This window comes from Brevundimonas vesicularis, assembly GCF_014204545.1.
GTDB classification, from domain to species: domain Bacteria; phylum Pseudomonadota; class Alphaproteobacteria; order Caulobacterales; family Caulobacteraceae; genus Brevundimonas; species Brevundimonas vesicularis_B.
Genome location: NZ_JACHLJ010000001.1, coordinates 479,156 through 504,677, shown reverse-complemented (window position 1 = coordinate 504,677; position 25,522 = coordinate 479,156). Strand labels below are relative to the sequence as shown.

The following is a 25,522-nucleotide window of genomic DNA, read 5'->3' as shown; positions in this document are numbered from 1 at the left end:
CATGCCCTACGACCTTATCATCTTCGACTACGACGGCGTGGTCGCCGACAGCGAGGTGCTGAACAGCACTGTCATGGCCGAGCAACTGACCGCCATCGGTCTGCCGACCTCGCTCGACGACGTCTTGGCCGCCTATACGGGCAAGCGCTGGCGCGACAATCGGCCGATCGTCGAGGCGGCCTTGGGTCGCGCCTGCCCTGCCGACTTCCACACCACATGGTTTGCGACCTGTCGCCAGCGCGCGCCGCACCAGCTTGAGCCCGTGCCCGGTCTGCTGGACTTCGTCGCCGCCCGGACCGAGCCTCGCTGCATCGCCTCGTCCAGCGGCCCGGACTGGATCGGGGTCGGTCTGGACCTGTTCGGCCTGACGGATCATTTCGACGGCGCGGTCTTCACCGGTCTGGTGGTCGAGCGCGGCAAGCCCCACCCGGACATCTTCCTGCACGCCGCCCAGACGATGGGCGTTGATCCCACGCGCGTCCTGGTGATCGAAGACAGCGAGGCGGGCGTCACCGCAGGCGTCGCGGCCGGTATGACGGTCGTGGGACTGACGGCGGGCGGCCATGTTCGCGACGGTCATGCCGAACGCCTGACGGCGCGCGGCGCCCACTTTATCGCCGACAGCTATGCCGCCGTCTCCGCCTTCATGGATCGCTGAGCGTCAGAGGTAGCGCAGTTCCTGTAGATCGACGTCACGGAACAGCTTCTTGGCCGTCACCTCGTCCAGCTGACGCGACCTCAGCAACCGACGTAACTCTTCTCGCTCTGCGGCTAGCCCTGCAAGCCAAAGACGCCGCTCGATGTCGTCCATCTTGCGCGTCAGGGCGGCGTCTTCCTCGTCCGTGCGGGTATGGGTCTCGATCCGCTGGCGATAGGTTTCCATGATCCGGCCCGCGATGTCGGAATAAAGGTCAGGGTTGGGCTTGCCCTCCGCCATGGCGTGCGACGCGTCCTCGATGGCGCGCAGGGCGGCCGAAGCGGCCGCGACCCGGCCGCGATCCTCTTCCTGCTCGTGCGACGGCTCCGGCGGCAGTTCGACGTTCTTCAGCAACCGGGGCAAGGCGAAGGTCGCCAGCACCAGGGACACCACGATCACGCCTGCCGCCAGGAAGATCGCGAGGTTCCGCGACGGCATCGGCGACCCGTCGCCCAAGGCGAATGGCAGGGTCAGAATACCCGCCAGAGTGATCGCCCCCCGCACGCCCGCCAGAGACATCACCATGGTCAGCCGCAAACCGACCTTGGCCGGCGGACCTCGATGGCGGCGGCGAAACAGGGTCAGCTTCAGCGAGGTCCAGACCCAGACGAACCGCAGCGCCGCCAGGGTGGCGACGATGCCGAACACATAGACCGCCAGCCACCAGACCTCGGGCCGGCTGGTGCCCGCCACCACCTCGGCCGCGCGCGACATGATTGAGGGCATCTGTTCGCCCAGGATCACGAAGATGATGCCGTTGGCCACGAACTGAACCGTGTCCCACACAACGCTGCGCCGGATCCGCGTCATCGCCATCGACTGGCCGGCGATGCCTCCGCGTTCGGTGAAACTCATCGTCACCCCAGCCGCCACCGCCGCCAGGATGCCCGAAGCGTGCAGTTCTTCCGCCACCAGATAGGCCGCAAACGGGATCAGCAGGCTGATCAGGATCTGCGCGCCCACGTCCTCGCCCCAGCGTCGGCTGATGAAGCTCTTGGCGTAGCTGATGGCCATGGTGACCAGAACGCCGACCGCGACCCCGACCAGAGCCAGCCAGGTGAACGTCCCAACCGCATTGCCGATCGAAAACGCTCCGGTCGTCGCGGCGGCGACCGCAATCCGCATGCAGGTCAGGCCCGTCGCATCGTTCAACAGCGACTCGCCTTCCAGAATGTGCATCAGACGCTTGGGGATCGGCGCCCGCGCCGCGATCGCCTGAACGGCGATGGGATCGGTCGGCGACAGGATGGCGGCCAGGGCGAAGGCCACCGGCAGCGGCATCTCCGGGATCATCCACCAGATCAAGAAACCCAGACCGACGACGGTGAACAGCACCAGTCCCAGCGCTAGCTCAAGGATGACTGCCCGGTCGCGAAACAGGTCTTCCTTGGGAATGCGCCAGCCGTCCAGAAACAGCAGCGGCGGCAGAAACAGCAGAAAGAAGATGTCCGGCTCAAGATCGACCGTCTTGCCCGTGATCAGCACGATGGCGGCGCCCAACCCGATCTGAACCAAGGGCAAGGCAATGCGCGTGATACGCGCGATCGAACCCGACACCACCACAGCCAACAGCAGAAGCAGGACGGTTTCGATCAGATGCATGAAAACTCAGTCGGTCAGGTCGGGATACAGACGCTCGAATCGCCCAAGCGCCGCAGGATGCAGCCGTACCGTGACGTGAGTACGGCCAAGCTCGTCCGCATCGCGCGCCGTGACCCGCCCATGTTCATAAAGCCACGCCAGGGCGTCGCCCTGATGAGGCTCCAGCGTCAGCTGCGTCTCGGGATCGTCGTCGATCAGGCCGGCGATGATCTGGCGCAGAGGCTCGACCCCCTCGCCCGTCCAAGCTGAGACGGCGACGGCCTCACCGTCCTTCGCCAAACGTTCGGCCTGACCCAGCACAGTCTCGCGCGCCTCGTCGTCCAGCAGGTCGATCTTGTTCCAGACTTCCAGCACCCGGCGCGTCTTGCCCTCTGGCGTCTCGATCTGTTTCAGCACGGCCTCGACGTCCTTGGCCTGGGCGGCGCTGTCGGGCGAGGCGATGTCGCGGACGTGCAGGATCAGATCGGCCTCGCCGACCTCCTCCAGCGTGGCGCGGAAACTCTCGACCAATTCATGCGGTAGGTCAGAAATGAAGCCGACCGTATCCGCCACGATGGCCGGTCGCCCTTGCGGCAGCCGGATGGTGCGCTGGGTCGTGTCCAGAGTGGCGAACAGCAGGTTCTTGGCGAAGACCTCCGATCCCGTCAGCCGATTGAACAGAGTCGACTTGCCGGCGTTGGTGTAGCCGACCAGGGCGATCGTCGGGAACGGCGCCTTCTGACGCTGCTTGCGGTGCAGGCCGCGCGTGCGTCGCACCTCCTCCAACTCGGACTTCAGCCTGACGATCCGGTCGGCGATCAGCCGCCGGTCCAACTCGATCTGGGTTTCGCCGGGCCCGCCGGTCGAACCAGTGCCGCCGCGTTGCCGCTCAAGGTGGGTCCAGGTCCGCACCAGACGCGACCGCTCATAATCCAGCCGCGCCAGTTCGACCTGAAGACGCCCTTCCTTGGTCCGCGCGCGACGGCCGAAGATTTCCAGGATCAGGCCGGTGCGGTCGATGACCTTCACCTCCCATGCCTTTTCCAGATTGCGTTGCTGCACCGGCGTCAGGGCGTCGTCGATGATGACGGCCTCGGCGTCTGCGGCGCGCACGAGCGCGGCCAATTCCTCGACCTTGCCCGTGCCGAACAAGGTCGCAGGCGTGGTGCTACGCAGCCGCACGATCTCTTCGGCGCGCACGTCGAGATCCAGCGCGCGGGCAAGGCCCGCCGCCTCCTCAAGCCGTTCGCTCGCCAGCCGGGGACTGTCCGAGCGTCGGTCGGGGTGAATGACGACCGCCCGGATCAGCGGGACGGTGTGGTCGATCAGTTTTTGGGTCAATCAGTCTTCTTCGGCGTCGGGCTCGTACAACTGCACGGGCGCAGACGGCATGATGGTTGAGATGGCGTGTTTGTACACCAGCTGGGACTGGCCGTCGCGGCGCAGCAGGACACAGAAGTTGTCGAACCAGGTCACGATGCCCTGCAACTTGACCCCATTGACCAGGAAGATGGTCAGCGGCGTCTTGGTCTTGCGGACCGAGTTGAGGAAGGTGTCCTGAAGGTTCTGACGTTTGTCTTGCGACATGGCAGGTTTTTCCTGTTCTTCGTTGTTTGTCGCCGTGGTAGCGGCGGGGCCGAGGCGGCCGACCGCGACCTTAACCGCCGCCCGGCCGCTCGGGCAACGCCCTAAATGGCCCCTCGACGCGCCTGTTCAAGGTAGAGCTCGCGCAGGCGGGTCGCGACGGGGCCGGGCTTACCATCGCCGATCTTCATGCCGTCCAGCGAAACCAGCGGCATGACGAAGGCGCTGGCGGCGGTGACGAATACTTCGCGCGCCCGTTTGGCTTCGTCGACCGAGAAGGCGCGTTCTTCCAGTTCGACACCCTCGGCGGCGGCGAGCGCGAGGACGGCCGCTCGCGTGACGCCCCGCAGGATATTGGCCTGGATGTCCCGAGTTCTCAGCCTGCCGTCCTCATCCACGATCCACGCATTGGTCGATGCGCCTTCGGTGATCAGACCCATGTCGTCGTACATCAGGCACTCATAGGCCCCGCGCTCGCGCGCCGCCTGTTTGGCCAGCACGTTCGGCAAGAGACCGACGGTCTTGATGTCGCAACGTCCCCAGCGAATATCGGGTCGGGTGACGCCCACCGCGCCGTTCTGCGCCAGACGCTGATTTCGCGCCGGATCGATCGACTTGGCGGTCACGACCACGCTGGGCGCGACATCGAGCGGAAAGCCGTGATCGCGCGGCGCCGTGCCGCGTGTGACCTGCAGATAGACCATGCCGTAACGTACGCGATTGCGCCGCACGGTCTCACGTAGAACGACGCCCAAGGCGCCGGCGCTCATCGGAATCTCGATCTTCAGTTCGCTCAGACTGCGGTGAAGGCGACTCATATGACCTTCGAAATCGGCCAGCCGCCCGTCGAGGACCGACCAGACCTCATAGACGCCATCTGCGAACTGGAAACCGCGATCCTCGATATGGACCACGGCCTCGCCATACGCGCTGTAGGCGCCATTCACATAGGCCACGCGTGACATCAGGCCGGTTCTTCCTCATCGCCGCCGCGCGCAGGCGACACGCCCAGCGACTTCAGCTTCCTGTGCAGGGCCGATCGCTCCATGCCGATGAAGGCGGCGGTGCGCGAGATATTGCCGCCGAACCGCATGATCTGCGCCGCCAGATATTCCCGTTCGAAGACCTCGCGCGCCTCGCGCAGCGGCAGGGCGATGGTGCGCTCGCCCCCCAGGTTCGCCGTCCCGCCGTTCGAGGTCGCCACCTCCTGCGGCAGCATGTCGGCGGTGATCGTCTCGGCCGGATCGCCGGTCGCCAGGATCAGCAGACGCTCGATATTGTTGCGCAGCTGGCGGATGTTGCCGGGCCACGGATGAACCTGCAGCACCGCCACCGCGTCGTCCCCGACGATGCGTTTAGGCAGTCCCTGCGAAGCGCTGATCGTGTCGACGAAATATTCGACCAGCTCTGCGATGTCCTCGCGCCGTTCCGACAGCGGCGGGACACGGATCGGCACCACGTTCAGACGGTGGAACAAATCTTCGCGGAAACGTCCCTCTGCGATCTCGGCCTTCAGATCGCGCGAGGTCGAGGTCACGACGCGCACGTCGACCTGAACGTCCTGCTCTCCGCCGACACGCCGGAATCGTTGGTCCACCAGAACACGCAGGATGCGGCTCTGGCTCTCGCGCGGCATGTCGCTGATTTCGTCCAGGTACAGGGTGCCATTATGGGCGCGTTCGAACACGCCGATCTTGCGCGGGCGGCCATCTTGGCCCTCTTCGCCGAACAGTTCGACGTCCAGACGTTCCGGCGTCATGCCGGCGGCCGAAATCGCGACGAACTCGGCGCGGGCGCGCGGGCTGGCTTCGTGGATCTGGCGCGCCACCAGCTCCTTGCCCGAGCCGGCCGGTCCAGCGATCAGGACCCGACTGTTGGCCTGGGCCACCTTGGCGATGGTGCTGCGCAAGGCCTGCGCAGCCTGCGATCGGCCGATCAGGCCCGACGGCGTCATGGTCGCCGCGCGCAGGCGGCGGTTCTCGCGCCTCAGCGTCGCCGCCTCGATCGCGCGTTCGACCACGACAACCAGCCGATCCGACTTGAACGGCTTTTCAATAAAGTCATAGGCGCCGCGTTTCAGCGCCGTCACCGCCGTCTCGATGTTGCCGTGACCGGAAATCATCACCACCGGCAGGTCTGGGTCCAGTTCCTTGACCACTTCCAGCAGCTCCAGCCCGTCCAGCCCCCCGCCCTGCATCCAGATGTCCAGGATCGCCAGCGACGGCTTTCTTGCCCGGATCGCGGCCAGGGCCTCGTCGGAGTTGGCGGCCACGCGCACGGCATGCCCCTCGTCCTCCAGAAGGCCTGACACCAGGTCGCGGATGTCGGCCTCGTCGTCGACGACGAGAATGTCGGAACCGGTTGGTCGCATCTTGCCTCGCTATTCGGCGGCCAGGGTCTGGAGCTTGCGCTCCGCGCCCTCGCCGCCTTTACCGTGGGGTTTCAGGGGGAAGATCATGCACACGCGTGCGCCGCGCAGGGTTTGGGCGTCAGCCAACTTCAGCTCGCCGCCGTGGTCCTCGCAAATGCGTTTGACGATGGCCAGGCCCAGGCCCGTGCCCTTCTCGCGCGTGGTCACATAGGGTTCGGTCAGGCGGTCCCGGTCACGCGCCGGCAGACCCACGCCGTCGTCCTCGATGACGAAGGTCGCGATGCCGTCCTCGATCGTCAGCGAGGCGATAACGCCCGCATGATCCGATGCCGCCGCCTCACCCGCCGCAAGCCGTTGCGCCGCAACCGACTCGCCCGCGTTCTTGAGGATGTTGATCAGCGCCTGCCCCACCATGCGGCCGTCGGCCTGCATCATCGCCTTGGGCAGGGGCTCGGTGATGTCGACGACGATGTCCGGCGCGGCGACCCGCTGAGCGAACACCGCCTCGCGCAGCATTTCGGCCGGGTTCTCGGGCGCGAAACGTGGCGCCGGCATGCGGGCGAAGGACGAGAACTCATCGACCATGCGGCCGATGTCTCCGACCTGGCGGATGATGGTGTCGGTGCAGCGGTCGAAGATCTCGACATCCTCGCCGATCCGCGCGCGATATTTCCGCTTCAGCCGCTCGGCCGACAGCTGGATCGGCGTCAGGGGGTTCTTGATCTCATGGGCGATGCGACGCGCCACGTCTCGCCAGGCGGCGTTTCGCTGAGCCGTCACAAGGCGAGTGATGTCGTCGAAGGTCAGGACCATCTCGCCGCCCAAGCCGCCCTCGATCCGAACGCGCAGCCGCCGCGTGTCTCCGCCTCGGCTGACGTCGATGTCTTCTTCGATATGGGCCTCGGCGCGCCGCACCAGATCGCTCAGCTCTGGCGACAGGGCTGCGAGTTCGTGACCCAGAACCTCGGCGTCGTCAATGTGAAGCAGCTGCAGGGCGCTGTCGTTGATCGCCGACACCCGGCCGCGCTTGTCCAGACCGATGACACCGGCGCTGACGCCCGACAGCACGGTCTCGATGAAACGGCTGCGATCATGAGCCTCGTCGCTCGCGGCCTTCAGCGCCGCCTGCTGCGCTTGCAGATCGCCGGTCATGCGATTGAAGGCGTCCGACAGGGTGGCGATTTCGGCCGGCGCGCCGTCGCTGTCGACCCGTGCGGTGAAGTCGCCGCCCGCGACCTGGCCCGCCGCCTTCACCAACCGACCGATGGGCGCAGAGATGCTGCTGGCCGCCGACATTCCCAGCCATACGGCTCCGACCAGCACCAGCAGCGCCGTCTCCAGATAGCTGAGGATGAAGGCTGACTGGATTCGAGCGCGGCTCTCTTCCGCCTCGCGATAGGCCTGTATCGACTGGTCCGACGCATTCATCCGCGCGATCAGTCCCTCTTGGAGGGGACGAACGAGATAAAGGTAGGCGTCTCCATAGGCCGGCAGAGCGATGATGGAGCGTACGGTATCGGGATTTTGCGTGACGTCAGTGGGCGGTTGGCCGTCCTGCCCGGCGGCCTCAAGATAGCTGCGTGGCGGCGCCAGATAGGGCGGTGCGCCGGGTTGCTCGGCGCGCGCCAGAACTTCGCCGTTGCCGTTGACGATATAGATGGCCGGATATCGGAAAATGTCCCCAACCTGCGCCAAGGCGGCATTGAACTGGATGCGGTCGTCAAACAGTCCTCGTGCGCTGTCCAATTGATCGGAGATCGTGACCAGATCCGCATCCATCGAGCTGGCCACGTCGCGGACATAGGCGCGACCGATAATGGCGCCGTTGTCGACCGACGACTTCACGTTCTCGCTGAACCACTGGTCCACGCCCCGATTGACCAGTACGCCGAACACCAACGCGATCAGCACCGACGGCACCAGAGCCACCATCGAGAACAGAGCGACGAACCTCAGGTGAAGGCGCGATCCGGCTTCGTCAGTGCTGCGCATCAGGGTCAGCACCCGCCGGCCGACGATGATGGCCAAGCCTGAAATCAGGAGCAGATTAGCGGCCAGCACGATCAGAGCGATCTGGCTGCTCGATCCGCGCGCCGACCCTGATGTGGCGCCCGGTGCGACCGCCACCAGCCAGATGGCCGCCGCCGTGATCGCGACAGCCAGAAAGAACGCTAGTCCGAAGCCGGTCCGCGCCCGTTCGCTATCGACCCACCCCCAGAACGATCCGTCGTCCGACGCGAGGTCGGGCGAAGCAGTGCGTGCTGAAGGCGTATCCGTCATGCCACAGCAGTCTCCAACACCTGTGACCCATTTTCAACAGCAGACTTGCCATCTCGAGGCAAATCCGGCCGCCACAGTTCGTGCATGGCGTCTTCGACGGCCATCGGATCGTCCAAGCGGCAAATTCTTGCCTTCGCCTCGCGACGGTGTTGCGGATCGGCCGGCCACGGCGCCTGTTCGATGTACCAGCCCAGATGTTTGCGGAACATCTTCAAACCCAGCGGCAGGCCGTAGAACTCTGCCGACGCCCGCAGGTGCTTGATCACGATCGCCAGCCGCTCTTCCGGTCCGGGTTCCTCCAGCGCCACGCCGTCGATCAGCGCCCGCTCAAGGTGCGCCGCCAGCCACGGCCGGCCATAGACGCCGCGTCCCAGCATCAGCCCGTCGGCCCCTGACTGCGCCAAGGCCTGGCGCGCCTCGTCAGCGGTGATGATGTCGCCATTGACGATGACGGGAATGCCGACCGCCGCTTTCACCGTTCCGACCGCGTCCCAATCCGCTTGCCCGGTGTAAAACTGCTTTCGCGTCCGGCCATGCACCGTGACGGCCTTGACGCCGATCGCTTCCGCGCGGCGGGCCAGTTCGGCGGCGTTTCGGCTCTCGTCATCCCAGCCCAGCCGCATCTTGACCGTCACCGGCCGTTCGGTCGCCTTGACCGCCGCCTCCATGATCCGACACGCCAGATCCGGCGTCCGCATCAGAGCCGAACCGGCGGCCGAGCCTGTCACCTCCTTGGCCGGACAGCCGAAGTTCAGATCGACGATGTCCGCCCCGGCCTTTTCCGCCATCCGCGCCCCCTCGCCCATCTGTTCGGGATCACGCCCGACCAGTTGGATGACGGTCAGCGGCAGACCGGCTCCCACGGCGGCGCGCCGCACGACGTCCGGCCGCGCCCGCGCCAGTTCTTTGGCCGCCACCATCTCTGTCGCGACATAGGCGGCGCCCAGTTTGGAGGCCAGCACGCGAAACGGCAGGTCGGTCACGCCGGTCATCGGCGCCATCAGCACCTGGCCGGGCACGGTCACATCGCCGATTTGCAAGGTCTTGGGCATTTCCGTCTTTCGCCGCATCGCAGCCGCCCTCGTCAAGCACGACCGCGGCGCTTTGATGGTTTCGCCCCGTCGCCGCGCGCACTATCAAGACCGCCATGACATTCTCGGGCATCATCGTTGCGGCCGGTTCCGGCTCACGCGCCGGCGGCGACAAACAGTGGCGAGACCTGGGTGGAAAGCCTGTGCTGCGCTGGTCCGCCGAAGCCCTGCTGAACGCCGGCGCCGACGAACTGATCGTCGTGATCGCGCCTGACGCCGTTGAGCGTGTGGCGGAGGTGATGTCCGGTTTGCCGCGTTGGAAAGCCGTCGTCGGTGGAGCCGTCCGCGCCGATTCGGTCCGCGCCGGGCTTGCAGCCCTGACCTGTCCAGCGGATCAGCCGGTGCTGATCCATGACGCCGCCCGCCCCCTGCTGGACGCCGCCGTCGTCGATCGTCTGCTGTCGGCCCTTGGAACTTCGGACGGCGCCCTGCCCGTCCTGCCTGTCGCCGACAGCCTGCGACGCGGAGAGGCGGAAATCATGACCGACGTGGTTGATCGCGAAGGTCTGTGGCGCGCCCAGACGCCTCAAGCCTTCCGCCGGGGCGTGATTGAGACCGCCTATGCGGCCTGGTCGGACGCCGATGTCCCTACCGACGAAGCCGTCGTCGTCCAGCGCAGCGGCGGCGCGGTGGCCCTGGTTCAGGGCGATGCGCGTTTGATGAAACTGACCTATCCCGAGGATTTCGCCATGGCCGAAGCTCTGCTGCCCGAAGCGCAGCGTTATCAAACCCGCATCGGCTCCGGCTATGACGTGCATCGCTGGGGACCAGGCGGGTCCGTCTGGCTTTGCGGGATCGAGGTGCCGCACGATCAAACGCTGATCGGCCACTCCGACGCGGACGCCGGTCTCCACGCCCTGACCGACGCCATCCTGGGCGCCATCGCGGCGGGCGACATCGGCGACCATTTCCCGCCAACGGATCCGAAATGGAAGGGCGCCTCCTCGGACCAGTTCCTGATCCATGCCGCCGAACTGGTCGCGGCGCGCGGCGGCCGCATCGTCAATGTCGACGTCACCCTGATCTGCGAACGCCCCAAGGTGAAGCCGCACCGCCAGGCCATGCGCGACCGCATCGCCGGGCTGTTGAACCTTCCGCTCGACGCCGTCAGCGTCAAGGCGACGACGACCGAAGGGCTTGGCTTCACCGGACGCGGCGAGGGTCTGGCCGCCCAGGCCGTCGCAACCGTTGAAACGCCAGTCGCCTAGCGCGCCGCCATCTTCATCTGACGCACCAGCGATCCGAACAGATTGACATAGTCGTCCGTCCAGGGACGCACCGTCGTCGGCGACAGCCTGCGCCAACGTGCATCGTCCCTGAAGCCTTCCAACGCCGCCGGGCTCTTGCCGATCAGCAGGGCCTCGGTCGAGGCCTCGGCCATGTCGCCCTGACCTGACTGCTCGATATAGACCTGGTGCAGGTGCGGGACCTTCAGCGCCTGCGCCGCCGCCTCGGCCGGCAGGGTGATCTCCAGGTTCCGGTTCGACAGATGGAGCACGACGACGCCGTCGGGCGCCAACAGCCGCAGATAGCCGCGGATCGCCTCCACCGTCAGCAAATGCGTCGGCACGGCGTCGGACGAAAAGGCGTCGATGACCAGCAGGTCGTAGGATCCCGCCGGCTCGCGATCCATCGTCAAACGCGCGTCGCCCAGCACCGTCCGCACCGGCCCCTCGGCGCAGCCGTTGATGAAGCTGAACCATTGGGGGTCGCGCGACAGCCGATCCACCATCGGATCGATCTCGAAGAAGGTCAGTTGGTCCTGGGCGCGCTTGTAGGCGGCCATGGCGCCCGAGCCCTGCCCCACCACGCCGACGCGCGCGCCGTCCAGCCGTTTTGTCTGCATCTGCAGCATTGCCTGCCCCAGCGGCGTCGAGGTCGCATAATAGAGTGTCGGCTGACAGCGGTTCGCCGGCGCCTGGGCCTGGGCGCCATGCAGGGTCGTGCCGTGCATCAGCACATGGACCGGCCCGCCCATCAGCGGATCGTCGATCTTGGCCACCCGCATCACGCCAAAGAAGCTGCGCTCCGACAGGGCCCAGTCATAACCGCGCGCCAGATGATAGCCGGACCAGACGAGGGCGGCCAAAACGATCGTGAACATCACCGCCCGATCGCGCACCAGGAAGGCGAACAGGGTCGCGATCCCCAGGATGGCTTGCGCGATCCGCACCAGTTCGGCGTCCGGGATGGCCGCGCGAATGTCGGGCGCATAACGGACCGCCTCCATCGACAGCGGCCCCAACAGAGCGATGACCACGCCGGCGACGCAGCAGATGATCTCCCACGGCCTGATCTCGCGACGGCTCCACGGTCGCAGCAATCCGACCGCCACCAGCACCAGCGGATACTCCCACACCATGTCGAAAACGGCCGGCGCGATCAGGCCGTTGAACAGCCCGCCGACTACGCCGCCCAGCGACAGCAAAAGATAGAATTCGGTCAGCCGATCCGGCGCCGGCCGCCGCGCCGCCAGCCTCTGGTGGCACATCAACGCGGTAAAGAAGAAGGCCGCCAGATTGACGGTGAACACCAGCAGCCATTCACCTGTCCGGAACGCGATCAGGGCCGCGCAGGCCGCGCCCATCGCCGCCTGCAGCCCTAGGCCGATGGTGGGCGGGATCGCCGGCCGGGTCTGGAACGCGATGACGAACGTCAGAAGATAGAGCGCGAGCGGTATGACCCACAGAAACGGCGCCGAGGCCACATCCGTCGTCAGGTGCGCCGTCACCCCCAGCATCAGACTGGACGGAGCGGCGGCCAGCAGAACCAACATCCCCTTTTCACGCCAGGCGATCGGCCGGCTGGCCTCAAGCGGGGCGGGCTCCGTTGTCCCCATCTCGCGTCGTCGCCAGACCTGAACGCCCAGCCCCACGACCATCACCACGAACAGCCCATAGCCGACGCTCCAGCCCAGGCGCTGATCCGACAGGCTGGCCAGCGGCTCGATCACGACGGGATAGGCCAGCAGGGCCAGGAAACTGCCTAGGTTCGAGGCGGCATAGAGAACATAGGGGTTCTGGCCGTCTGCGTGCCCGGCCCGCACGCGCGCGTACCAGGCCTGAAGCAATGGCGCGGTCGCCGACAGAACCGCAAACGGCGCGCCAATCGACACCGCCAGCGTCGCCAGAAGCCACACCGCCGGTTGGGACGGATCGGGATCCCCCAACAGGCCGCTGATCTGCAAGGGCAGGAAAAACGCCGCCAGAACCAGCAGGCCTAGGTGAACCCCGACCTGCGCCCGCATCGTCGCCAGACGTTGCAGCAGGTGCGCATAGCCGTATCCGGCCAGCAGCGCGGTCTGGAAAAACACCATCGACGCGTTCCACACCGAAGGCGATCCGCCCAGCGTCGGCAACAGCAGCTTGGCCGCCATTGGCTGAACGACGAAGACCAGACAGGCCGATGTGAAGATGGCGACGGCGAACAGGATCGGCGCGATGCGATCCGATGTCGGGGCGGCGGGGCGTAACGGATCGACAGCCTCGGTCATGGCTCTGGTTAGAGCGGGGTTCGCGGCCTATGAAAAGACCATGTTTTCCCAAGATATCGCGCACCTGGCGCAACAGATTGTCGCAACGGCCAGCGAGCGCGGCCTGATGCTGGCGACGGCCGAAAGCTGCACGGGCGGGCTGGTGTCCGCTGCGATCACGGCCATTCCCGGTTCGTCAGCGGTTCTGGATCGCGGGTTCGTCACCTACAGCAACGAGGCCAAGGCCGAGATGCTGGGCGTGTCGCTGGAAGGCCTGTCCGCCCACGGCGCCGTGTCGCGAGCCGTCGCAGTGGCGATGGCTGAGGGCGCCGTGGCGCACTCGCGCGCCTCTGTTTCGGTGTCCGTGACAGGCGTGGCCGGACCAGGCGGCGGGTCGGTCGATAAACCCGTAGGGCTGGTGCACTTCGCGGCGTCCGGGCCAAAAGGTGTCGTTCACCGCGTCGAGCGATTCGGCGATCTCGGCCGCGATGGGATCCGCCAAGCCAGCGTTCGCGTGGCGTTGACAATGCTGGTGGATCGGCTCGCGTGAGCGACCCCGTCGTCATCGACGCCAAGGGGCACCGGTGCCCTGTTCCCAGCCTGAAGCTGATGAAGGCGATGGAAACCGCTCCGCCCGGCGCGCGGATGGTGCTGCTGGCCACCGATCCGATGGCCCGGATCGACGTGCCGTTTCTGATGTTTCAGAAGGGTGGCCGCGTAATCGAAATCGAGGACGCCGACGGCCTTCTTCGCTTTACGATCGCGACCGGCGCCCGGCGCGACGCTCCGACAGATTGACGACATCGGCCCGCGGCGCATCGACGACCGCGCGCGCCTTGGCCGCTAGCTCCATCTCGGTAGCGAAGGCGCCGCCGTAGAAGATGGCGTTGACGTTCCACGACAGCCAGATCAACAGCACCACCACGGCGCCGACCGATCCATAGGTGGCCCCCAGCGGCGCGATCTGCTCGACATAGATGGCGCACAGCCACGATGACACGACCGACATCAGTGTCGCCACCAGACCGCCCGCCGTCGCCGGCAGCCAGGCGACCGGCGTCCTGTGGCTCATGGCGTAGCGGTAGAGCAGGCTCAGTCCGATCACCAAACCAATGGCGGGCAGGAAGGCGTCCAGCGGCGCCATGCCGCTTCGCCCGGGCAGGCCGGCGGCCGACGACGACGCATGCGCCATGATCCGCACGGTAACAACCGCGCCCGACACCACAGTGAACAGCGCAAAGGCGAAGATGGCCACGAAGAAAGCCAGCAGATTGAATTTGAAAAAGCCGTGCGGCTCGGTCTCGTCATGGATCAGGTTCAATCCCGCCAACAAGGCCTTGAAACCTCGGTGCGCGGCATAGGCGCCGACGAACAGGGCGAAGGCGCTCTGAGCGGAAACCGTCCGCGCCGACGCATTGCTCAAACGCGTGATCTCGCCCTGAAAAATGGTCTGCGCCGCCTTGGGCAGCAGGTCCGACAAGGCGGTCGCTTGGGCGCTGACTTCGCTGATCGACAGACCCAGCTTGTAGAAGCCGATCAGGATGGCGATCGCCGGAAACACGGCCAGCAGGGCGAAGAAGGACACGCCGCCCGTATAGAGCATGACGTCACGTCCCCAGCTGCGGGTGAACGCTCGCACGGCCAGCCCGCCCCAGAACCCGGGCGCTTTCAGGACCGACCGTGTCAGTTGCTCACTCAAATCGGTCCCCCCACCCTTGCACAAGCGGCGGAACCTAGCGGAATTCGTCTGCGGCGAAAGTCTCATCCGCGTGAGGACGATCATTCGCGATCCGGCCGCATCGCTTTGGCCGGACGACATTGCATCCTTAACACCCTCGTCGCTATGGTCCGCGCGTTTCCGGCCGTCTATTGGCGCGGCGACTTTTGGAGACGATCGGCTTGGCTTTCGACGCGCGCGTATTGATCCTGGCGGCTGACGATGGCCGGATCGGGCCGCTCGCTGCGGGTCTGGATGCGCTGGGCTGGACGACGGTGACCGCCCGCGACGTCGTCTCCGCCGAGATGACGCTTCACGACTTTCCGCTCGAAGCCGCCGTCATCGACATCAACACCTTTGACGCCGACGTGGCGTCTCGCCTTCGCGCCGCCGCCGAGCCGCGCCGCCTGCCCATCGTGGTCATCGGCGCCCGCCCCGATTCGGTGAAGGGCGCGGATCTGACCATGTCCACCCCGCCGCATCCGGCTCAGGCCGCCTTGCGTTTGGAGCAGTTGGGCCGGGCCGCCATCGCCGAGGAAGAGTATCGGCTGCGCGTCACCACCTTCGCCACGCGCGGGGTCGGTCTGGACAAGCGGACAGACGACGACGGTCCCTTGCGTGTTCTGGCCGCCGGCGTCGCGGACCGGCGCTTTCTCGCCCTGTCGAACGCCCTGACCGCGGCCGGGGTCGAGGTAGTCGCGGCGCCGACGCCCTACACCGCCTTCGACTATCTGCACGAAAGCCCGTTCGACGCCGCCGTTCTGTGGGGCGCCGAAGACCATGCGCCAGCCTTGTCGATCGCGGCGGGCATGAAGCGCAACACGCGTCTCTACCATATTCCGCTGATGCTTTATCTGCGTGGCAGGAACGAGATCAGTCTGGCTGAGCTGTTCAATCGCGGCTTCGCCGATGTCGCGTCTGCCGACACGCCCGAAGGCGAAACGGCCGAACGGATCCTGTCCCTGGCCGGCGCGCACCGCATCCATCTGGGCATCCGCAAGACGCTGGACTCGGTGCGCAGCCTGGAAGTGATGGATCCGGAAACAGGCATGTTCACGCCCGAACTGTTCGCCAGCCACCTGGGCCGTGTCGCCGAGGCTTCGCGCGCGCGCAAACGCCCGCTTTCCGTCTGCGTCCTGAGGGTGCGCGAGACCGAATCCGTCACCTGGGCCCGTCAGGGCGGTTGGCTGGATCGCGCCATGCCGCAGATCGGGGCCATGGTTTCGCGCCTGGTCCGTGTCGAGGACACCCCTGCCCGCCTCGCCAAGGAGGTCTTCGCTCTGGCCCTGCCGGCGACCCACGCTGAACCGGCGCGTCTGGCCGCAGAGCGTATCGCCGCCGTGATCGGCTGCACCGCCTTCGACGCAGGTCCAGACAGGTCGCCGTTCGTCGCCGAGTTCGACGTCGGCGCCGCCGAGATGCGCCCCGACGAAAGCGCCGCCGCCCTGCTTGAGCGCGCCTCGGCCGACCTGTTCGAAAAGACGCGCTGAGGGGCTTTACGCCCCCGCCACCCGCGCCAGATCGGCGGTGATCCGCTCGGCCACCTTCAGACGCTCTTCCGCCGTCGGCCAATCGCCCGAAACGACGATCTTCTGATCCGGCCGAATTTTCCAGAAGGCGTGGTTTTTCTGGATCAGCCCGACCAGTCCCCCCGGATTGGGGAAGCTGTTGTCGCGTAACGTCAGCACCGCGCCGCGCGGCCCAATGTCGATCTTCTCGATGCAGGCCTTGCGGCAGTTCGACTTGATGCCGACGATCTTCAGCAGTTGCTGCGCCTCATCCGGCAGCGGCCCGAAACGGTCGATCAGTTCGGCGGCCAAGGCTTCGCGATCCTCGGCCTGTTCGGCGTCGGAAAGACGACGATATAGGCTCAGACGCACGTTTAGGTCCGGCACGTAATCTTCTGGAATAAGGACAGAAGCCCCGACGTTGATGGACGGCGACCAACCGCGATCCACCGTCTGTCCCTCGCCCTTCTCACGCAACTCCGCCACGGCGTCTTCCAGCATCTGCTGGTACAGTTCGACGCCGACCTCGCGGATGTGGCCCGACTGTTCGTCGCCCAGCAGATTCCCGCCGCCGCGCTGGTCCAGATCGTGGCTGGCCAGTTGGAAGCCGGCGCCCAGATTGTCCAGCGACTGCAGAACCTGCAACCGCCGCTCGGCCGACAGCGTCATCGGCTTGATCGCGTCGGTGGTCAGATAGGCGAATGCGCGCGCCTTGGACCGGCCGACCCGCCCCCGGATCTGATAAAGCTGCGCCAGGCCGAACATGTCGGCGCGGTGCACGATCAGCGTATTCGCCGTCGGGATATCCAGCCCGCTCTCGACGATCGTGGTGGAGACCAGGACGTCATATTCCCCGTCGTAGAAGGCGCTCATCACCTCCTCCAACTGCGTCGCGCTCATCTGGCCATGGCCGACGACGAACTTCACCTCTGGCACCTGCTCGCGCAGGAATTTCTCGATGGCGGGCAGGTCCTTCAGGCGCGGCGCGACGTAATAGGCCTGACCCCCGCGATATTTCTCGCGCAGCAGAGCCTCGCGCACTAGCACCGGATCCCACGGCGTCACATACGTCCTCACCGCCAGACGATCGACCGGCGGGGTGGCGATGATCGACATCTCGCGGATGCCCGACAGCGCCATCTGAAGCGTGCGCGGGATCGGCGTGGCGGTCAGGGTCAACAGATGCACGTCGGCGCGCAGCGTCTTCAGCTTCTCCTTGTGCTTGACGCCGAAGTGTTGCTCCTCGTCGACGATGACCAGGCCCAGGTCGCGGAAGCCGACCTGTTCGCTCAGCACCGCATGGGTGCCGACGACGATCTCGACCGATCCGTCCTTCAGCCCGGCGCGTGTCTCCGCCGCCTCCTTGGCGCCCACCATCCGCGACAACTGACGCACCTTCACAGGCCAACCGGCGAAGCGTTCGGTGAAGGTCTTGTAGTGCTGGCGCGCCAGCAAAGTCGTCGGCGCAACGATCGCCACCTGCTGGCCCTTCATGGCGACGACGAAGGCGGCCCTCAGCGCCACCTCGGTCTTGCCGAAGCCGACATCGCCGCAGATCAGGCGATCCATCGGCGTGCCCTTGCCCAGATCCTCCAGCACATCGCCGATGGCGTTCAGCTGGTCGTCGGTTTCCTCGTAAGGAAAGCGCGCGCAGAACTCGGCGAACAGACCCGGCGGCGGCGTGACCGCATCGGTCTCGCGCAGCGCCCGTTTGGCGGCCAGGGCGATCAGCCCCTCGGCCATCGCGCGCAGGCGTTCCTTGGCCTTGGCCTTTCTCGCCTGCCAACCTGCCCCGCCCAACTTATCTAGCTGGACGCCCTCGGAGTCCGAACCGTATCGCGTCAGAAGATCAATGTTTTCAACCGGGAGATAAAGTTTGCTCTCACCGGCGTAGAACAGCTCCAGGCAATCGTGCGGGGCCTGCTGGATCTCCAGCGTCTTCAGCCCCTCATAGCGACCGATCCCGTGATCCAGGTGAACCACCAGATCGCCCGTCGTCAGGGCCGACGCCTCCGCCAGGAAGTTCGAGGCGCGGCGCTTCTTGCGCGGCCGCGCCAAACGATCGCCCAGAATGTCGGTCTCGGAAATCACCGCCACGGCGTCGGTGACAAAGCCATGCTCGACCGGCAGGACGCCGCGCAGATAGAGGTCCTTCGGCGCCGCCTGAACATCGGCCCAGTCGCGCACGGCGACGATGTGATCCAGCCCATGGTCGGCCAGCATGGTCGCCAGCCGCTCCGACGAGCCTTCGGTCCAGGAGGCGAACAGCACCCGCTTGCTCTCGGCCTTCAGCGCCGCCGCATGGGCCGCCACCGCCTCGAACAGATTGACGCTGTCCTGCGCCCGCTCGGCGGCGAAGGTCCGGCCCAACCGTCCGCCGGCATCCTCTCCCCCGCCGGAAAACGGCGTGAAACGTCGCACCGCCCGTCCCGCCAGGGCCTGGTTCCAGTCGCCGGCGTCCAGATAGAGCCGCTTAGGCGGCAAGGCGCGATTGGCGCTGGCCTGACCCTTGGCCTTGGCCGCCTCGGCGCGCGCATCATAGGCGTCCGCGACCAAATCCCATCGCTCGGCGCGGGCCGTCTCGACCTGACTGTCGAGGAAGATCGCCGCGTCGCTCGGCAGATAGTCGAACAGGCTGTCCAGCGTCTCATAGAACAGCGGCAGCCATTGCTCCATGCCCTGACGCCGCGCGCCCTCGCTGATCGTTGCGTACAGCGGATCGTCGCCCGGCGCGCCGAACAGGTTCAGATAGCCGGTGCGGAAGCGCGAGATGGCCGCTGCATCCAGCAGCGCTTCCGAAACGGGCGCCAGCGACACGGACGTCATCTGGCCGGTCGACCGCTGCGTTTCGGGATCGAAGGTGCGGATCGATTCCAGCTCGGATCCGAACATGTCCAGCCGGACCGGCTCCTCGAAGCCGGGCGGATAGACGTCGACAACCCCGCCGCGCACCGCGAACTCGCCGCGCTCCGACACGGTCGAGGCCCGGACATAGCCGTTGGCGGCGAAATATCGCTCCAGCGCCTGGATATCGAGATCGCGGCCGACCTTGGTCTCGAACCCGGCCTGGGTTGTGACCGACTTCGGCGGCGTGCGTTGCATGGCCGCCGACACCGTCGTCACAACCAGAACCGGCGCATCGCCAGGCTTGCGCATCGCCAGCCGCGTCAGCGTCGCCATGCGCTGCGCCGCAATCCCTGCCGTGGGGCTTAGTCGGTCATAGGGCAGACAGTCCCACGCCGGATATTCCAGGACTTCAATATCTTTCGAGAAGAACTGAAACGCCTGAACGAAGCTGCCCGACCTTTGGAAGTCGCGTGCGACAAACAGGCCGACGCCGCCGCCGGCCTTGATCCGTTCGGCGACGATCAGCGCGTCCAGCCCCTCGGGCGCGCCGCCCAGATCGGCGTCGGTCCGATGTTCCACCTTGGCGTCCATCAGCCAATCCCCTTGCCGACTTCGGCCGCGACGTGGGCGCGCATGAAGGCGCGCACCTTGGCCATCACCGGCGTCTCGAACTCGGGCGGCGTCGGATCACGCTCGATGATCCAGCCGTAAAGCCACTGATCCTCCTCGTCGATCAGCCGTTCGAACTGATCCAGTTCCGCATCGGTCAGCGTCGGCGCGACCTGATCGGAAAACGGACCCAGCACCATATCAGCCTCGCGAAAGCCCCGCCGCCAGGCGCGGAACTGGATGCGGCCCAGCCGCTGCCTCCGCTCAGGAGTCATGGGTTCAGGGGTCATTTCGCTTTCGGCACGCGCGTCGATTTCGGCCACAAGAATCCTTGCCCGTTAAAAATGCCGATGCGCTCATGCAGCGATCCGCCGCGCGGAGAGCGATAGCGCATCAGGAATGTGAGAAGCGCAGATAGCGTTCCTGAACGCACTTCGCCACCCGTCATGGTCACGCTATGTTCACGGCGATGCGTCCGCAGATTCTCTTTCCCCTGTTCGCCGAGGTCTCGACCCTCAAGGGCGTGGGCCCGCGCGTCCTGCCTCTGGTGCAAAAGGTGGCGGGCCCGCTGGTCCGCGATCTGCTGTTCCTCAGCCCGTCCGGCGTCATCGTCCGCCGCCCCGCTGAGGCCGCCACCGCGGTCGATGGCGAGGTGGGCGTCTTCACCGTCACCATCGATCGCCTCTTCACGCCCAGCCGTCCCGGCGCGCCGCTGAAGGTGCGGGCCAGCGATCCCACCGGCTTCGTGCATCTGGTCTGGTTCGGCGGCTCGCCCCAGCACATCGACCGGCTGTTGCCGCGTGGCGAAACGCGGTTGGTCTCAGGAAAGGTCGAGCGCTTCAACGGCGAGGTCCAGATCGTCCATCCGGACATCGTGACGCTCGAAAAGGCCGCCGACATTCCGGCGTCTGAACCCGTCTATCCGGCGACGCAGGGCCTCAGCTCGCGCCAGTTGCGTAAACTCGTCAAGGCCGCCCTGCCCACCGCCTCCGACCTCCCGGAATGGCAGGATCCCGCCTGGCTCAAGAAACAAACCTGGCTGGGTTGGCGCGCCGCTCTGGACGCGCTGCATGCCCCCACAGGCGAGATCGACCTGTCGCCCGACGCACCGGCTCGCCAGCGCCTGGCCTATGACGAGTTCCTGGCCCATCAGCTGGCTCTGGCCCGTCGTCGGCGCGCCCGCGAGATCAAGCCCGCCCCCGTTATCGCCCCCGGCGCGGCGTCCGACCACCTGCTTCAGGCCATGCCTTTCCAGCTGACCAATGCTCAGGCCCAGGCCGTCGCCGAAATCCGTCGTGATCTGGCGTCGGGCCAGCAGATGGGGCGATTGCTGCAAGGCGATGTCGGATCGGGCAAGACCGCCGTCGCCGCTCTCGCTCTGGCCGACGCCGCTTCGAGCGGCTTTCAGTCCGCGCTCATGGCCCCGACCGAAATCCTGGCGCGCCAGCATTATGAAAAGCTCGGCCCCATGCTGGACGCAGCCGGCGTGGCTGCGATTCTGCTCACCGGCCGCGACACCCCGACCCAACGCCGCGAGAAACTGGCCGCCTTGGCCTCGGGTCAAGCCCAGGTCGCTATCGGCACCCACGCCCTGTTCCAGGACGCCGTCCGCTTCGACCGTCTGGCCCTGGCCGTCATCGACGAACAGCACCGGTTCGGCGTCAACGAGCGTCAGCGGTTGCAGGCCAAGGGCGACCCGCGCCTGGGGGCGGTGCATCTGCTGACCATGTCGGCCACCCCCATTCCCCGCACGCTTGAGCTGACGCAATACGGCGAGCTGGAAGTCAGTCGCCTGATGGAGAAGCCCCCCGGCCGAACCCCCGTCACGACCGCCGTCCTGCCCTTGGCCCGTATCGGCGAGGTCGCCGCCCGGCTGAAAACGGCGGTAGAGAGCGGCGCCCAGGCCTATTGGATCTGTCCCTTGGTAGAGGAATCTGAGGCCATCGACCTGGCCGCCGCCGTTGATCGCGCCGACGATCTGCGACGCCTGCTGGGCGTGGAGGTCGGCCTGGCCCACGGCCAGATGCCGGGCGCCGAGCGCGAGGCGGTCATGGCCGACTTCGCAGACGGCCGCCTGCCGGTTCTCGTCGCCACGACGGTGGTTGAAGTCGGCGTGGACGTGCCCAACGCCTCGATCATGGTGATCGAACACGCCGACCGTTTCGGCCTGGCCCAGCTGCACCAGCTGCGCGGCCGCGTCGGTCGCGGCGCCAAGGCCAGCTCCTGCATTCTGCTGTACGGCGGTCAGGACGGCGCCCTCGGCGAGACGGCCAAGGAGCGGCTCGAAACCCTGCGTCGCACCGAGGACGGCTTCGTCATCGCCGAGGAAGACTTCCGGCTGCGCGGCGGCGGCGATCCTCTGGGCCTGAAACAGAGTGGTTTTCCCGCCTACCGCTTCGCCGACCCGATCCGCCACCGCAGCCTGATGCTGGCCGCCGCCGATGATGCGCGGCTGATCATGAACCGCGATCCTGATCTGACGTCGGAACGCGGTCAGGCGGTCCAGGTGCTGGAAGAGTTATTCGACTGGAAAAACCACAAGGCCGGCGCAAGCTAGTCGATCACTCGGCTCCAACCGTCGAATCCGACCTCGACATTTGCAGGAACAAGCGCCGACAACGCCTTGTAATCCATATCGATGTGGAGGTTTGTCAGAACCGCGCGCTCCACGTCTGCGGCGGCGATCCACGCCAGGGCCTGGTCCAGATGGGCATGGGTCGGATGCGGCCCATAACGCAGCGCATCGACGATCCAGAGCTTGCAGCCGGCCACGGCCGCCAATGCCGCCTCGTCCAGATCGGATACGTCGCTGGAATAGGCCACGTCGCCCAATCGGTACCCCATCGAAAGGATCGGCCCATGCGCTTGGTCAAAGGTCGTGACCGGGATCGCCCCGCCCGCGCCCTCGACGGACCAGGCCACGCCGTGTGGCGGAATGATCCGCCCGTCCAGCAGCGGCGGATAACCGAACTTGCTCTCGAAGATGTAGTCGAAGCGATGCGTCAGCGAGCCATGCGTCGCCGCATCCATCCACGCCGGAATGCGCTTTCTCGCCCGCGCGGCGAAGGTGCGCAGATCGTCGATGCCGTGGGTCTGGTCTGCGTGATCGTGGGTGTAGAGGACCGCATCCACATGTTTCGTGCCGCTGGCCAGCATCTGTTCGCGCAGGTCCGGCGAGGTGTCGATTAGGACGTTGGTCACGCCCTCGGCGCCGGTCTTTCTAGCTAGCATCGAACAGCGCGTGCGCCGGTTCTTTGGCTCGGTCGGGTCGCAAGCGCCCCAGTCGCCGTCCCCGCGCGGCACACCGCCCGACGATCCGCTGCCCAGAATGACGACTTCGAAACTCATGCGGGCCTGGGTATCCGGTGAAAGAGGCCGAAGAAGGCCTCGGTCGTGACGCGGTCCGCCTCCTCGGCGCTCCAACCTCGGATCTCGGCCAGCTTGTCCAGCACATGACCGATGTAGGCCGGCTCGTTGCGCCGCCCCCGATGCGGAATGGGCGCCAGATAGGGGCAGTCGGTCTCGACGATGATCCGGTCGTCCGGCATATCGCGGATCACCGCCCGCACATCCTCAGCCGCCTTGAAGGTCGCAATGCCGGACACAGAAAACCACGCGCCCATTTCGGCAGCAGTTTTAGCCAGTTCCGCGCCACTCGTATAGCAGTGCATCAACATCTTGAACGATCCCACGGCATATTCCTCGCGCAGGATCCCGGCCATCACCTCGTCCGCCTCACGCGTGTGGATCACCAGCGGCAGGCCCGTCTCGCGCGCCGCCGCCACATGCTGCCGGAACACCGCCGCCTGCACCTCGCGCGGGCTGAAGTCGTAGTGGAAATCCAGGCCGCACTCCCCGATGCCCACAACCTTGGGCCGCTGCGCCAGTTCGATCAGTGTCGCCGCCGTCAGTTCCGCCGCGTCCTTGGCCTCGTGCGGATGCACCCCGACCGTGCACCAGATGTCGTCATTGGCCATGGCGATCCCGTGCGTCGCCTCGAACGTCGTCAGCTTGTCGGAGATTTCCACCATAATCGAGACACCCGCCTCGCGCGCGCGCCCGATCACGGCGTCCCGGTCCTCGTCAAACTGGGGCGCGTGCAGGTTCACATGACTGTCGATCAACATCAGCCCATCCGCTCTTGCTGGGCCTGAACCCGCTTCAGGTCCGCCAGCGCGCCGGCCAGCACATCGGCCTTGTCCAGGTTTAGTCCCGCCGCGCGTTCCGGCAGCGGCTGCAGCCGCTCCCACAGCTCGGCCCATCGATTGCCGGCGCCGGGCGCGCTCTGCAAGGCGCGCATCCGCACCGCCGCCATCAGCCGGTCCATCAGCGTCTCGAATCGCTCCTGCCCCTCGGCGCCGCGGAATCGATCAGCGATGGCCAGGGCTTCGGCCCGGTCCACATCGCCCTCAACCCAGCTCCGCGCCAGCTGATCCATCTCGAACGTCGCGCCTGACGCCAGGGCCAGGGCCGCGCCCGGCGATCCGCCCGCCATGACGGCCGCGTGTTCGGCGTCCTCACGCTCCGCGCCCGTCCGGTTGCGCACCAAGGTTTCCAGCCGGTCCGGCGTCCAGATCGGAAAGCTCAGCCGCCGGCACCGCGACCGAATCGTCGCCAGCAATCGCCCCGGCGCATGGGTCACCAGAAACAGCACGCCACGCTCGGGCGGCTCCTCAAGAACCTTCAGCAAGGCGTTGGCGGCATTCAGATTCAAGTCATCCGCCGCATCGATGATCGCCACCCGAAACTGGGCTTGCGACGGGCTCTTTGAAAAGAACTCCGGCAGTTCGCGCGACTGATCGACCGAGATCGACTTCTTGGTCTTGCCCCCCTCGACCAGGCGTTCCAGCACCAGCAGGTCCGGATGCGACTGGGCCGAGATCAGCCGGCTGACCGGATCATCGCGCCGGGCGCCCAGCGGCCCGGACGCCGGATCGGCCGCCGCGCCCAGCAGCCGTCGCGCCGCGCGATAGGCGAACGTCGCCTTGCCCGTCCCCTCGACCCCGCACAGCAGCCAGGCGTGGTGCAACCGCCCCCGCTCCCAGGCGTCCAGAAACGCCGTCTCCGCCGCCGCATCAGGAACCAGGTCGAACCGGTCGCGCGGGTGGTCGCTCACAGCAGCCGGTCCTGAACCGCCTGCCAGACCCGCGCCTCGACTTCGTCCAGCGATCCGACCGCGTCGATCAGCACGCACCGCTGCGGATTGGCCTCGATGATCCTGAGAAAGCCCTCGCGCAGCCGCTGATGGAACTCCAGCCCCTTGGACTCGAACCGCGTCTCGAACAGGCCGCGCCCGAACGCCCGCTCCAGGCCGATCTCGACCGGCAGGTCGAACACCAGGGTCAGGTCCGGCTGATCGTCCCCGACCACGCCGGCGTCGATCTGTTCGATGAAGCTTTGCGCCACGCCGCCGCCTGCGCCCTGATAGGCCCGGCTGGAATCGGCGAACCGATCGCACACCACCCAGTCGCCGGCCGCCAGCGCCGGGCGGATGGTCCGCTCCAGATGGTCCGAGCGCGAGGCGTACATCAGCAAGGTTTCGGTCATGGCCGACCACGGCTCGGCGTCCGTGGCCACCACCAGATTGCGGATCACCTCCGCGCCCTTGGACCCGCCCGGTTCACGCGTGCGCACGACCTTGCGCTCGCCCAGCACCGTCTGCAGCCGCGCGACCAGCCGCCCGACCTGGGTCGATTTGCCGGCGCCCTCGCCGCCTTCGAAGCTTATGAATTGTCCACGGGTCACGCGCCTTCATGGCGCGCCGA

At 66.6% G+C, this 25,522-nt stretch carries 21 protein-coding genes; 6 read left to right on the top strand and 15 right to left on the bottom strand.

What is annotated here, in order from left to right; genetic code table 11:
* Position 1 precedes the first annotated feature (1 nt).
* Positions 2 to 658 (top strand): HAD family phosphatase, encoded by a 657-nt coding sequence (locus HNP47_RS02450; RefSeq protein WP_184278097.1) that lies wholly within the window; start codon positions 2 to 4, stop codon positions 656 to 658.
* Between the two features lie 3 nt (positions 659 to 661).
* On the opposite strand, the gene HNP47_RS02445 is transcribed toward HNP47_RS02450, so the two are convergent.
* From HNP47_RS02445 to dusB, 7 genes are all read right to left on the bottom strand, one after another.
* A complete protein-coding gene (locus HNP47_RS02445) occupies positions 662 to 2,299 on the bottom strand; it encodes a Na+/H+ antiporter (RefSeq protein WP_184278095.1) in 1,638 nt (545 codons plus the stop codon).
* A 6-nt stretch (positions 2,300 to 2,305) separates the two neighbouring features.
* Positions 2,306 to 3,619 (bottom strand): GTPase HflX, encoded by a 1,314-nt coding sequence (gene hflX, locus HNP47_RS02440; RefSeq protein WP_184278093.1) that lies wholly within the window; start codon positions 3,617 to 3,619, stop codon positions 2,306 to 2,308.
* Positions 3,620 to 3,865 carry an RNA chaperone Hfq gene (gene hfq / locus HNP47_RS02435; RefSeq protein ID WP_003164861.1) on the bottom strand — a complete coding sequence of 82 codons (246 nt, stop codon included), beginning with the start codon at positions 3,863 to 3,865 and terminating at the stop codon, positions 3,620 to 3,622. It lies immediately after the preceding gene.
* A 101-nt stretch (positions 3,866 to 3,966) separates the two neighbouring features.
* Positions 3,967 to 4,827: a D-amino-acid transaminase gene (locus HNP47_RS02430; protein ID WP_184278091.1), complete on the bottom strand. Its 861-nt coding sequence runs from the start codon at positions 4,825 to 4,827 to the stop codon at positions 3,967 to 3,969.
* Positions 4,827 to 6,233 carry a sigma-54 dependent transcriptional regulator gene (locus tag HNP47_RS02425; RefSeq protein ID WP_066551406.1) on the bottom strand — a complete coding sequence of 469 codons (1,407 nt, stop codon included), beginning with the start codon at positions 6,231 to 6,233 and terminating at the stop codon, positions 4,827 to 4,829. Before HNP47_RS02425 ends, HNP47_RS02430 begins: the two co-directional genes overlap by 1 nt.
* Before the next feature lie 9 nt (positions 6,234 to 6,242).
* Positions 6,243 to 8,513, bottom strand: a complete 2,271-nt coding sequence (locus tag HNP47_RS02420) for a PAS domain-containing sensor histidine kinase (RefSeq protein ID WP_184278089.1) — start codon at positions 8,511 to 8,513, stop codon at positions 6,243 to 6,245.
* On the bottom strand, positions 8,510 to 9,565 hold the full coding sequence (dusB, locus tag HNP47_RS02415; RefSeq protein WP_184279077.1) for a tRNA dihydrouridine synthase DusB: 1,056 nt from the start codon (positions 9,563 to 9,565) through the stop codon (positions 8,510 to 8,512). The genes HNP47_RS02420 and dusB overlap by 4 nt, the downstream gene beginning before the upstream one ends.
* 95 nt (positions 9,566 to 9,660) lie before the next feature.
* Here dusB and HNP47_RS02410 point away from each other — a divergent pair, with 95 nt between their 5' ends.
* Positions 9,661 to 10,812, top strand: a complete 1,152-nt coding sequence (locus HNP47_RS02410) for a bifunctional 2-C-methyl-D-erythritol 4-phosphate cytidylyltransferase/2-C-methyl-D-erythritol 2,4-cyclodiphosphate synthase (RefSeq protein ID WP_184278087.1) — start codon at positions 9,661 to 9,663, stop codon at positions 10,810 to 10,812.
* On the opposite strand, the gene HNP47_RS02405 is transcribed toward HNP47_RS02410, so the two are convergent.
* Positions 10,809 to 13,097: a spermidine synthase gene (locus HNP47_RS02405; RefSeq protein WP_184278084.1), complete on the bottom strand. Its 2,289-nt coding sequence runs from the start codon at positions 13,095 to 13,097 to the stop codon at positions 10,809 to 10,811. The two genes, HNP47_RS02410 and HNP47_RS02405, sit on opposite strands and share 4 nt — an antisense overlap.
* Positions 13,098 to 13,137: 40 nt before the next feature.
* On the opposite strand from HNP47_RS02405, the gene HNP47_RS02400 reads away from it, so the two are divergent.
* Both HNP47_RS02400 and HNP47_RS02395 read left to right on the top strand, forming a co-directional pair.
* Positions 13,138 to 13,626, top strand: a complete 489-nt coding sequence (locus tag HNP47_RS02400; protein WP_184278082.1) for a CinA family protein — start codon at positions 13,138 to 13,140, stop codon at positions 13,624 to 13,626.
* Complete coding sequence (locus tag HNP47_RS02395) at positions 13,623 to 13,874, top strand: sulfurtransferase TusA family protein (protein ID WP_184278080.1); 252 nt, start codon at positions 13,623 to 13,625, stop codon at positions 13,872 to 13,874. The genes HNP47_RS02400 and HNP47_RS02395 overlap by 4 nt, the downstream gene beginning before the upstream one ends.
* On the opposite strand, the gene HNP47_RS02390 is transcribed toward HNP47_RS02395, so the two are convergent.
* Positions 13,831 to 14,679, bottom strand: coding sequence for a YihY/virulence factor BrkB family protein (locus tag HNP47_RS02390; protein WP_184279076.1), 849 nt, complete (start codon positions 14,677 to 14,679; stop codon positions 13,831 to 13,833). The two genes, HNP47_RS02395 and HNP47_RS02390, sit on opposite strands and share 44 nt — an antisense overlap.
* A 296-nt stretch (positions 14,680 to 14,975) precedes the next feature.
* On the opposite strand from HNP47_RS02390, the gene HNP47_RS02385 reads away from it, so the two are divergent.
* Positions 14,976 to 16,283, top strand: coding sequence for a diguanylate cyclase domain-containing protein (locus HNP47_RS02385; RefSeq protein WP_184278078.1), 1,308 nt, complete (start codon positions 14,976 to 14,978; stop codon positions 16,281 to 16,283).
* 6 nt (positions 16,284 to 16,289) lie between these two features.
* Here HNP47_RS02385 and mfd read toward each other — a convergent pair whose 3' ends face one another.
* Both mfd and HNP47_RS02375 read right to left on the bottom strand, forming a co-directional pair.
* Entirely contained in the window at positions 16,290 to 19,739 is a 3,450-nt protein-coding gene (gene mfd / locus HNP47_RS02380; RefSeq protein WP_184278070.1) for a transcription-repair coupling factor, read from the bottom strand.
* On the bottom strand, positions 19,739 to 20,047 hold the full coding sequence (locus tag HNP47_RS02375) for a succinate dehydrogenase assembly factor 2 (RefSeq protein ID WP_221414890.1): 309 nt from the start codon (positions 20,045 to 20,047) through the stop codon (positions 19,739 to 19,741). Before HNP47_RS02375 ends, mfd begins: the two co-directional genes overlap by 1 nt.
* 179 nt (positions 20,048 to 20,226) lie before the next feature.
* On the opposite strand from HNP47_RS02375, the gene recG reads away from it, so the two are divergent.
* Positions 20,227 to 22,314 (top strand): ATP-dependent DNA helicase RecG, encoded by a 2,088-nt coding sequence (recG, locus tag HNP47_RS02370; protein ID WP_184278066.1) that lies wholly within the window; start codon positions 20,227 to 20,229, stop codon positions 22,312 to 22,314.
* Here the strand turns inward: recG and HNP47_RS02365 are convergent.
* The 4 genes from HNP47_RS02365 to tmk are packed head-to-tail and all read right to left on the bottom strand — an operon-like array spanning position 22,311 to position 25,502.
* Complete coding sequence (locus HNP47_RS02365; RefSeq protein ID WP_184278064.1) at positions 22,311 to 23,105, bottom strand: MBL fold metallo-hydrolase; 795 nt, start codon at positions 23,103 to 23,105, stop codon at positions 22,311 to 22,313. The two genes, recG and HNP47_RS02365, sit on opposite strands and share 4 nt — an antisense overlap.
* On the bottom strand, positions 23,102 to 23,884 hold the full coding sequence (locus HNP47_RS02360; RefSeq protein WP_184278062.1) for a TatD family hydrolase: 783 nt from the start codon (positions 23,882 to 23,884) through the stop codon (positions 23,102 to 23,104). Before HNP47_RS02360 ends, HNP47_RS02365 begins: the two co-directional genes overlap by 4 nt.
* The gene (locus HNP47_RS02355; protein WP_184278060.1) at positions 23,884 to 24,873 is read right to left on the bottom strand and encodes a DNA polymerase III subunit delta'; all 990 of its coding nucleotides are present in this window, start codon (positions 24,871 to 24,873) and stop codon (positions 23,884 to 23,886) included. Before HNP47_RS02355 ends, HNP47_RS02360 begins: the two co-directional genes overlap by 1 nt.
* Positions 24,870 to 25,502: a dTMP kinase gene (tmk, locus tag HNP47_RS02350; RefSeq protein ID WP_184278058.1), complete on the bottom strand. Its 633-nt coding sequence runs from the start codon at positions 25,500 to 25,502 to the stop codon at positions 24,870 to 24,872. Before tmk ends, HNP47_RS02355 begins: the two co-directional genes overlap by 4 nt.
* Positions 25,503 to 25,522 lie beyond the last annotated feature (20 nt).

Excerpts from the sequence above, each read along its gene's own strand:
- HNP47_RS02450 (WP_184278097.1), top strand. The coding sequence starts at position 2 with ATGCCCTACGACCTTATCATCTTCGACTACGACGGCGTGGTCGCCGAC.
- HNP47_RS02445 (WP_184278095.1), bottom strand. The coding sequence starts at position 2,299 with ATGCATCTGATCGAAACCGTCCTGCTTCTGCTGTTGGCTGTGGTGGTG.
- hfq (WP_003164861.1), bottom strand. The coding sequence starts at position 3,865 with ATGTCGCAAGACAAACGTCAGAACCTTCAGGACACCTTCCTCAACTCG.
- HNP47_RS02430 (WP_184278091.1), bottom strand. The coding sequence starts at position 4,827 with ATGTCACGCGTGGCCTATGTGAATGGCGCCTACAGCGCGTATGGCGAG.
- HNP47_RS02425 (WP_066551406.1), bottom strand. The coding sequence starts at position 6,233 with ATGCGACCAACCGGTTCCGACATTCTCGTCGTCGACGACGAGGCCGAC.
- HNP47_RS02420 (WP_184278089.1), bottom strand. The coding sequence starts at position 8,513 with ATGACGGATACGCCTTCAGCACGCACTGCTTCGCCCGACCTCGCGTCG.
- dusB (WP_184279077.1), bottom strand. The coding sequence starts at position 9,565 with ATGCCCAAGACCTTGCAAATCGGCGATGTGACCGTGCCCGGCCAGGTG.
- HNP47_RS02410 (WP_184278087.1), top strand. The coding sequence starts at position 9,661 with ATGACATTCTCGGGCATCATCGTTGCGGCCGGTTCCGGCTCACGCGCC.
- HNP47_RS02405 (WP_184278084.1), bottom strand. The coding sequence starts at position 13,097 with ATGACCGAGGCTGTCGATCCGTTACGCCCCGCCGCCCCGACATCGGAT.
- HNP47_RS02400 (WP_184278082.1), top strand. The coding sequence starts at position 13,138 with ATGTTTTCCCAAGATATCGCGCACCTGGCGCAACAGATTGTCGCAACG.
- HNP47_RS02390 (WP_184279076.1), bottom strand. The coding sequence starts at position 14,679 with ATGCTCTATACGGGCGGCGTGTCCTTCTTCGCCCTGCTGGCCGTGTTT.
- mfd (WP_184278070.1), bottom strand. The coding sequence starts at position 19,739 with ATGGACGCCAAGGTGGAACATCGGACCGACGCCGATCTGGGCGGCGCG.
- HNP47_RS02375 (WP_221414890.1), bottom strand. The coding sequence starts at position 20,047 with ATGACCCCTGAACCCATGACTCCTGAGCGGAGGCAGCGGCTGGGCCGC.
- recG (WP_184278066.1), top strand. The coding sequence starts at position 20,227 with ATGCGTCCGCAGATTCTCTTTCCCCTGTTCGCCGAGGTCTCGACCCTC.
- HNP47_RS02365 (WP_184278064.1), bottom strand. The coding sequence starts at position 23,105 with ATGAGTTTCGAAGTCGTCATTCTGGGCAGCGGATCGTCGGGCGGTGTG.
- HNP47_RS02360 (WP_184278062.1), bottom strand. The coding sequence starts at position 23,884 with ATGTTGATCGACAGTCATGTGAACCTGCACGCGCCCCAGTTTGACGAG.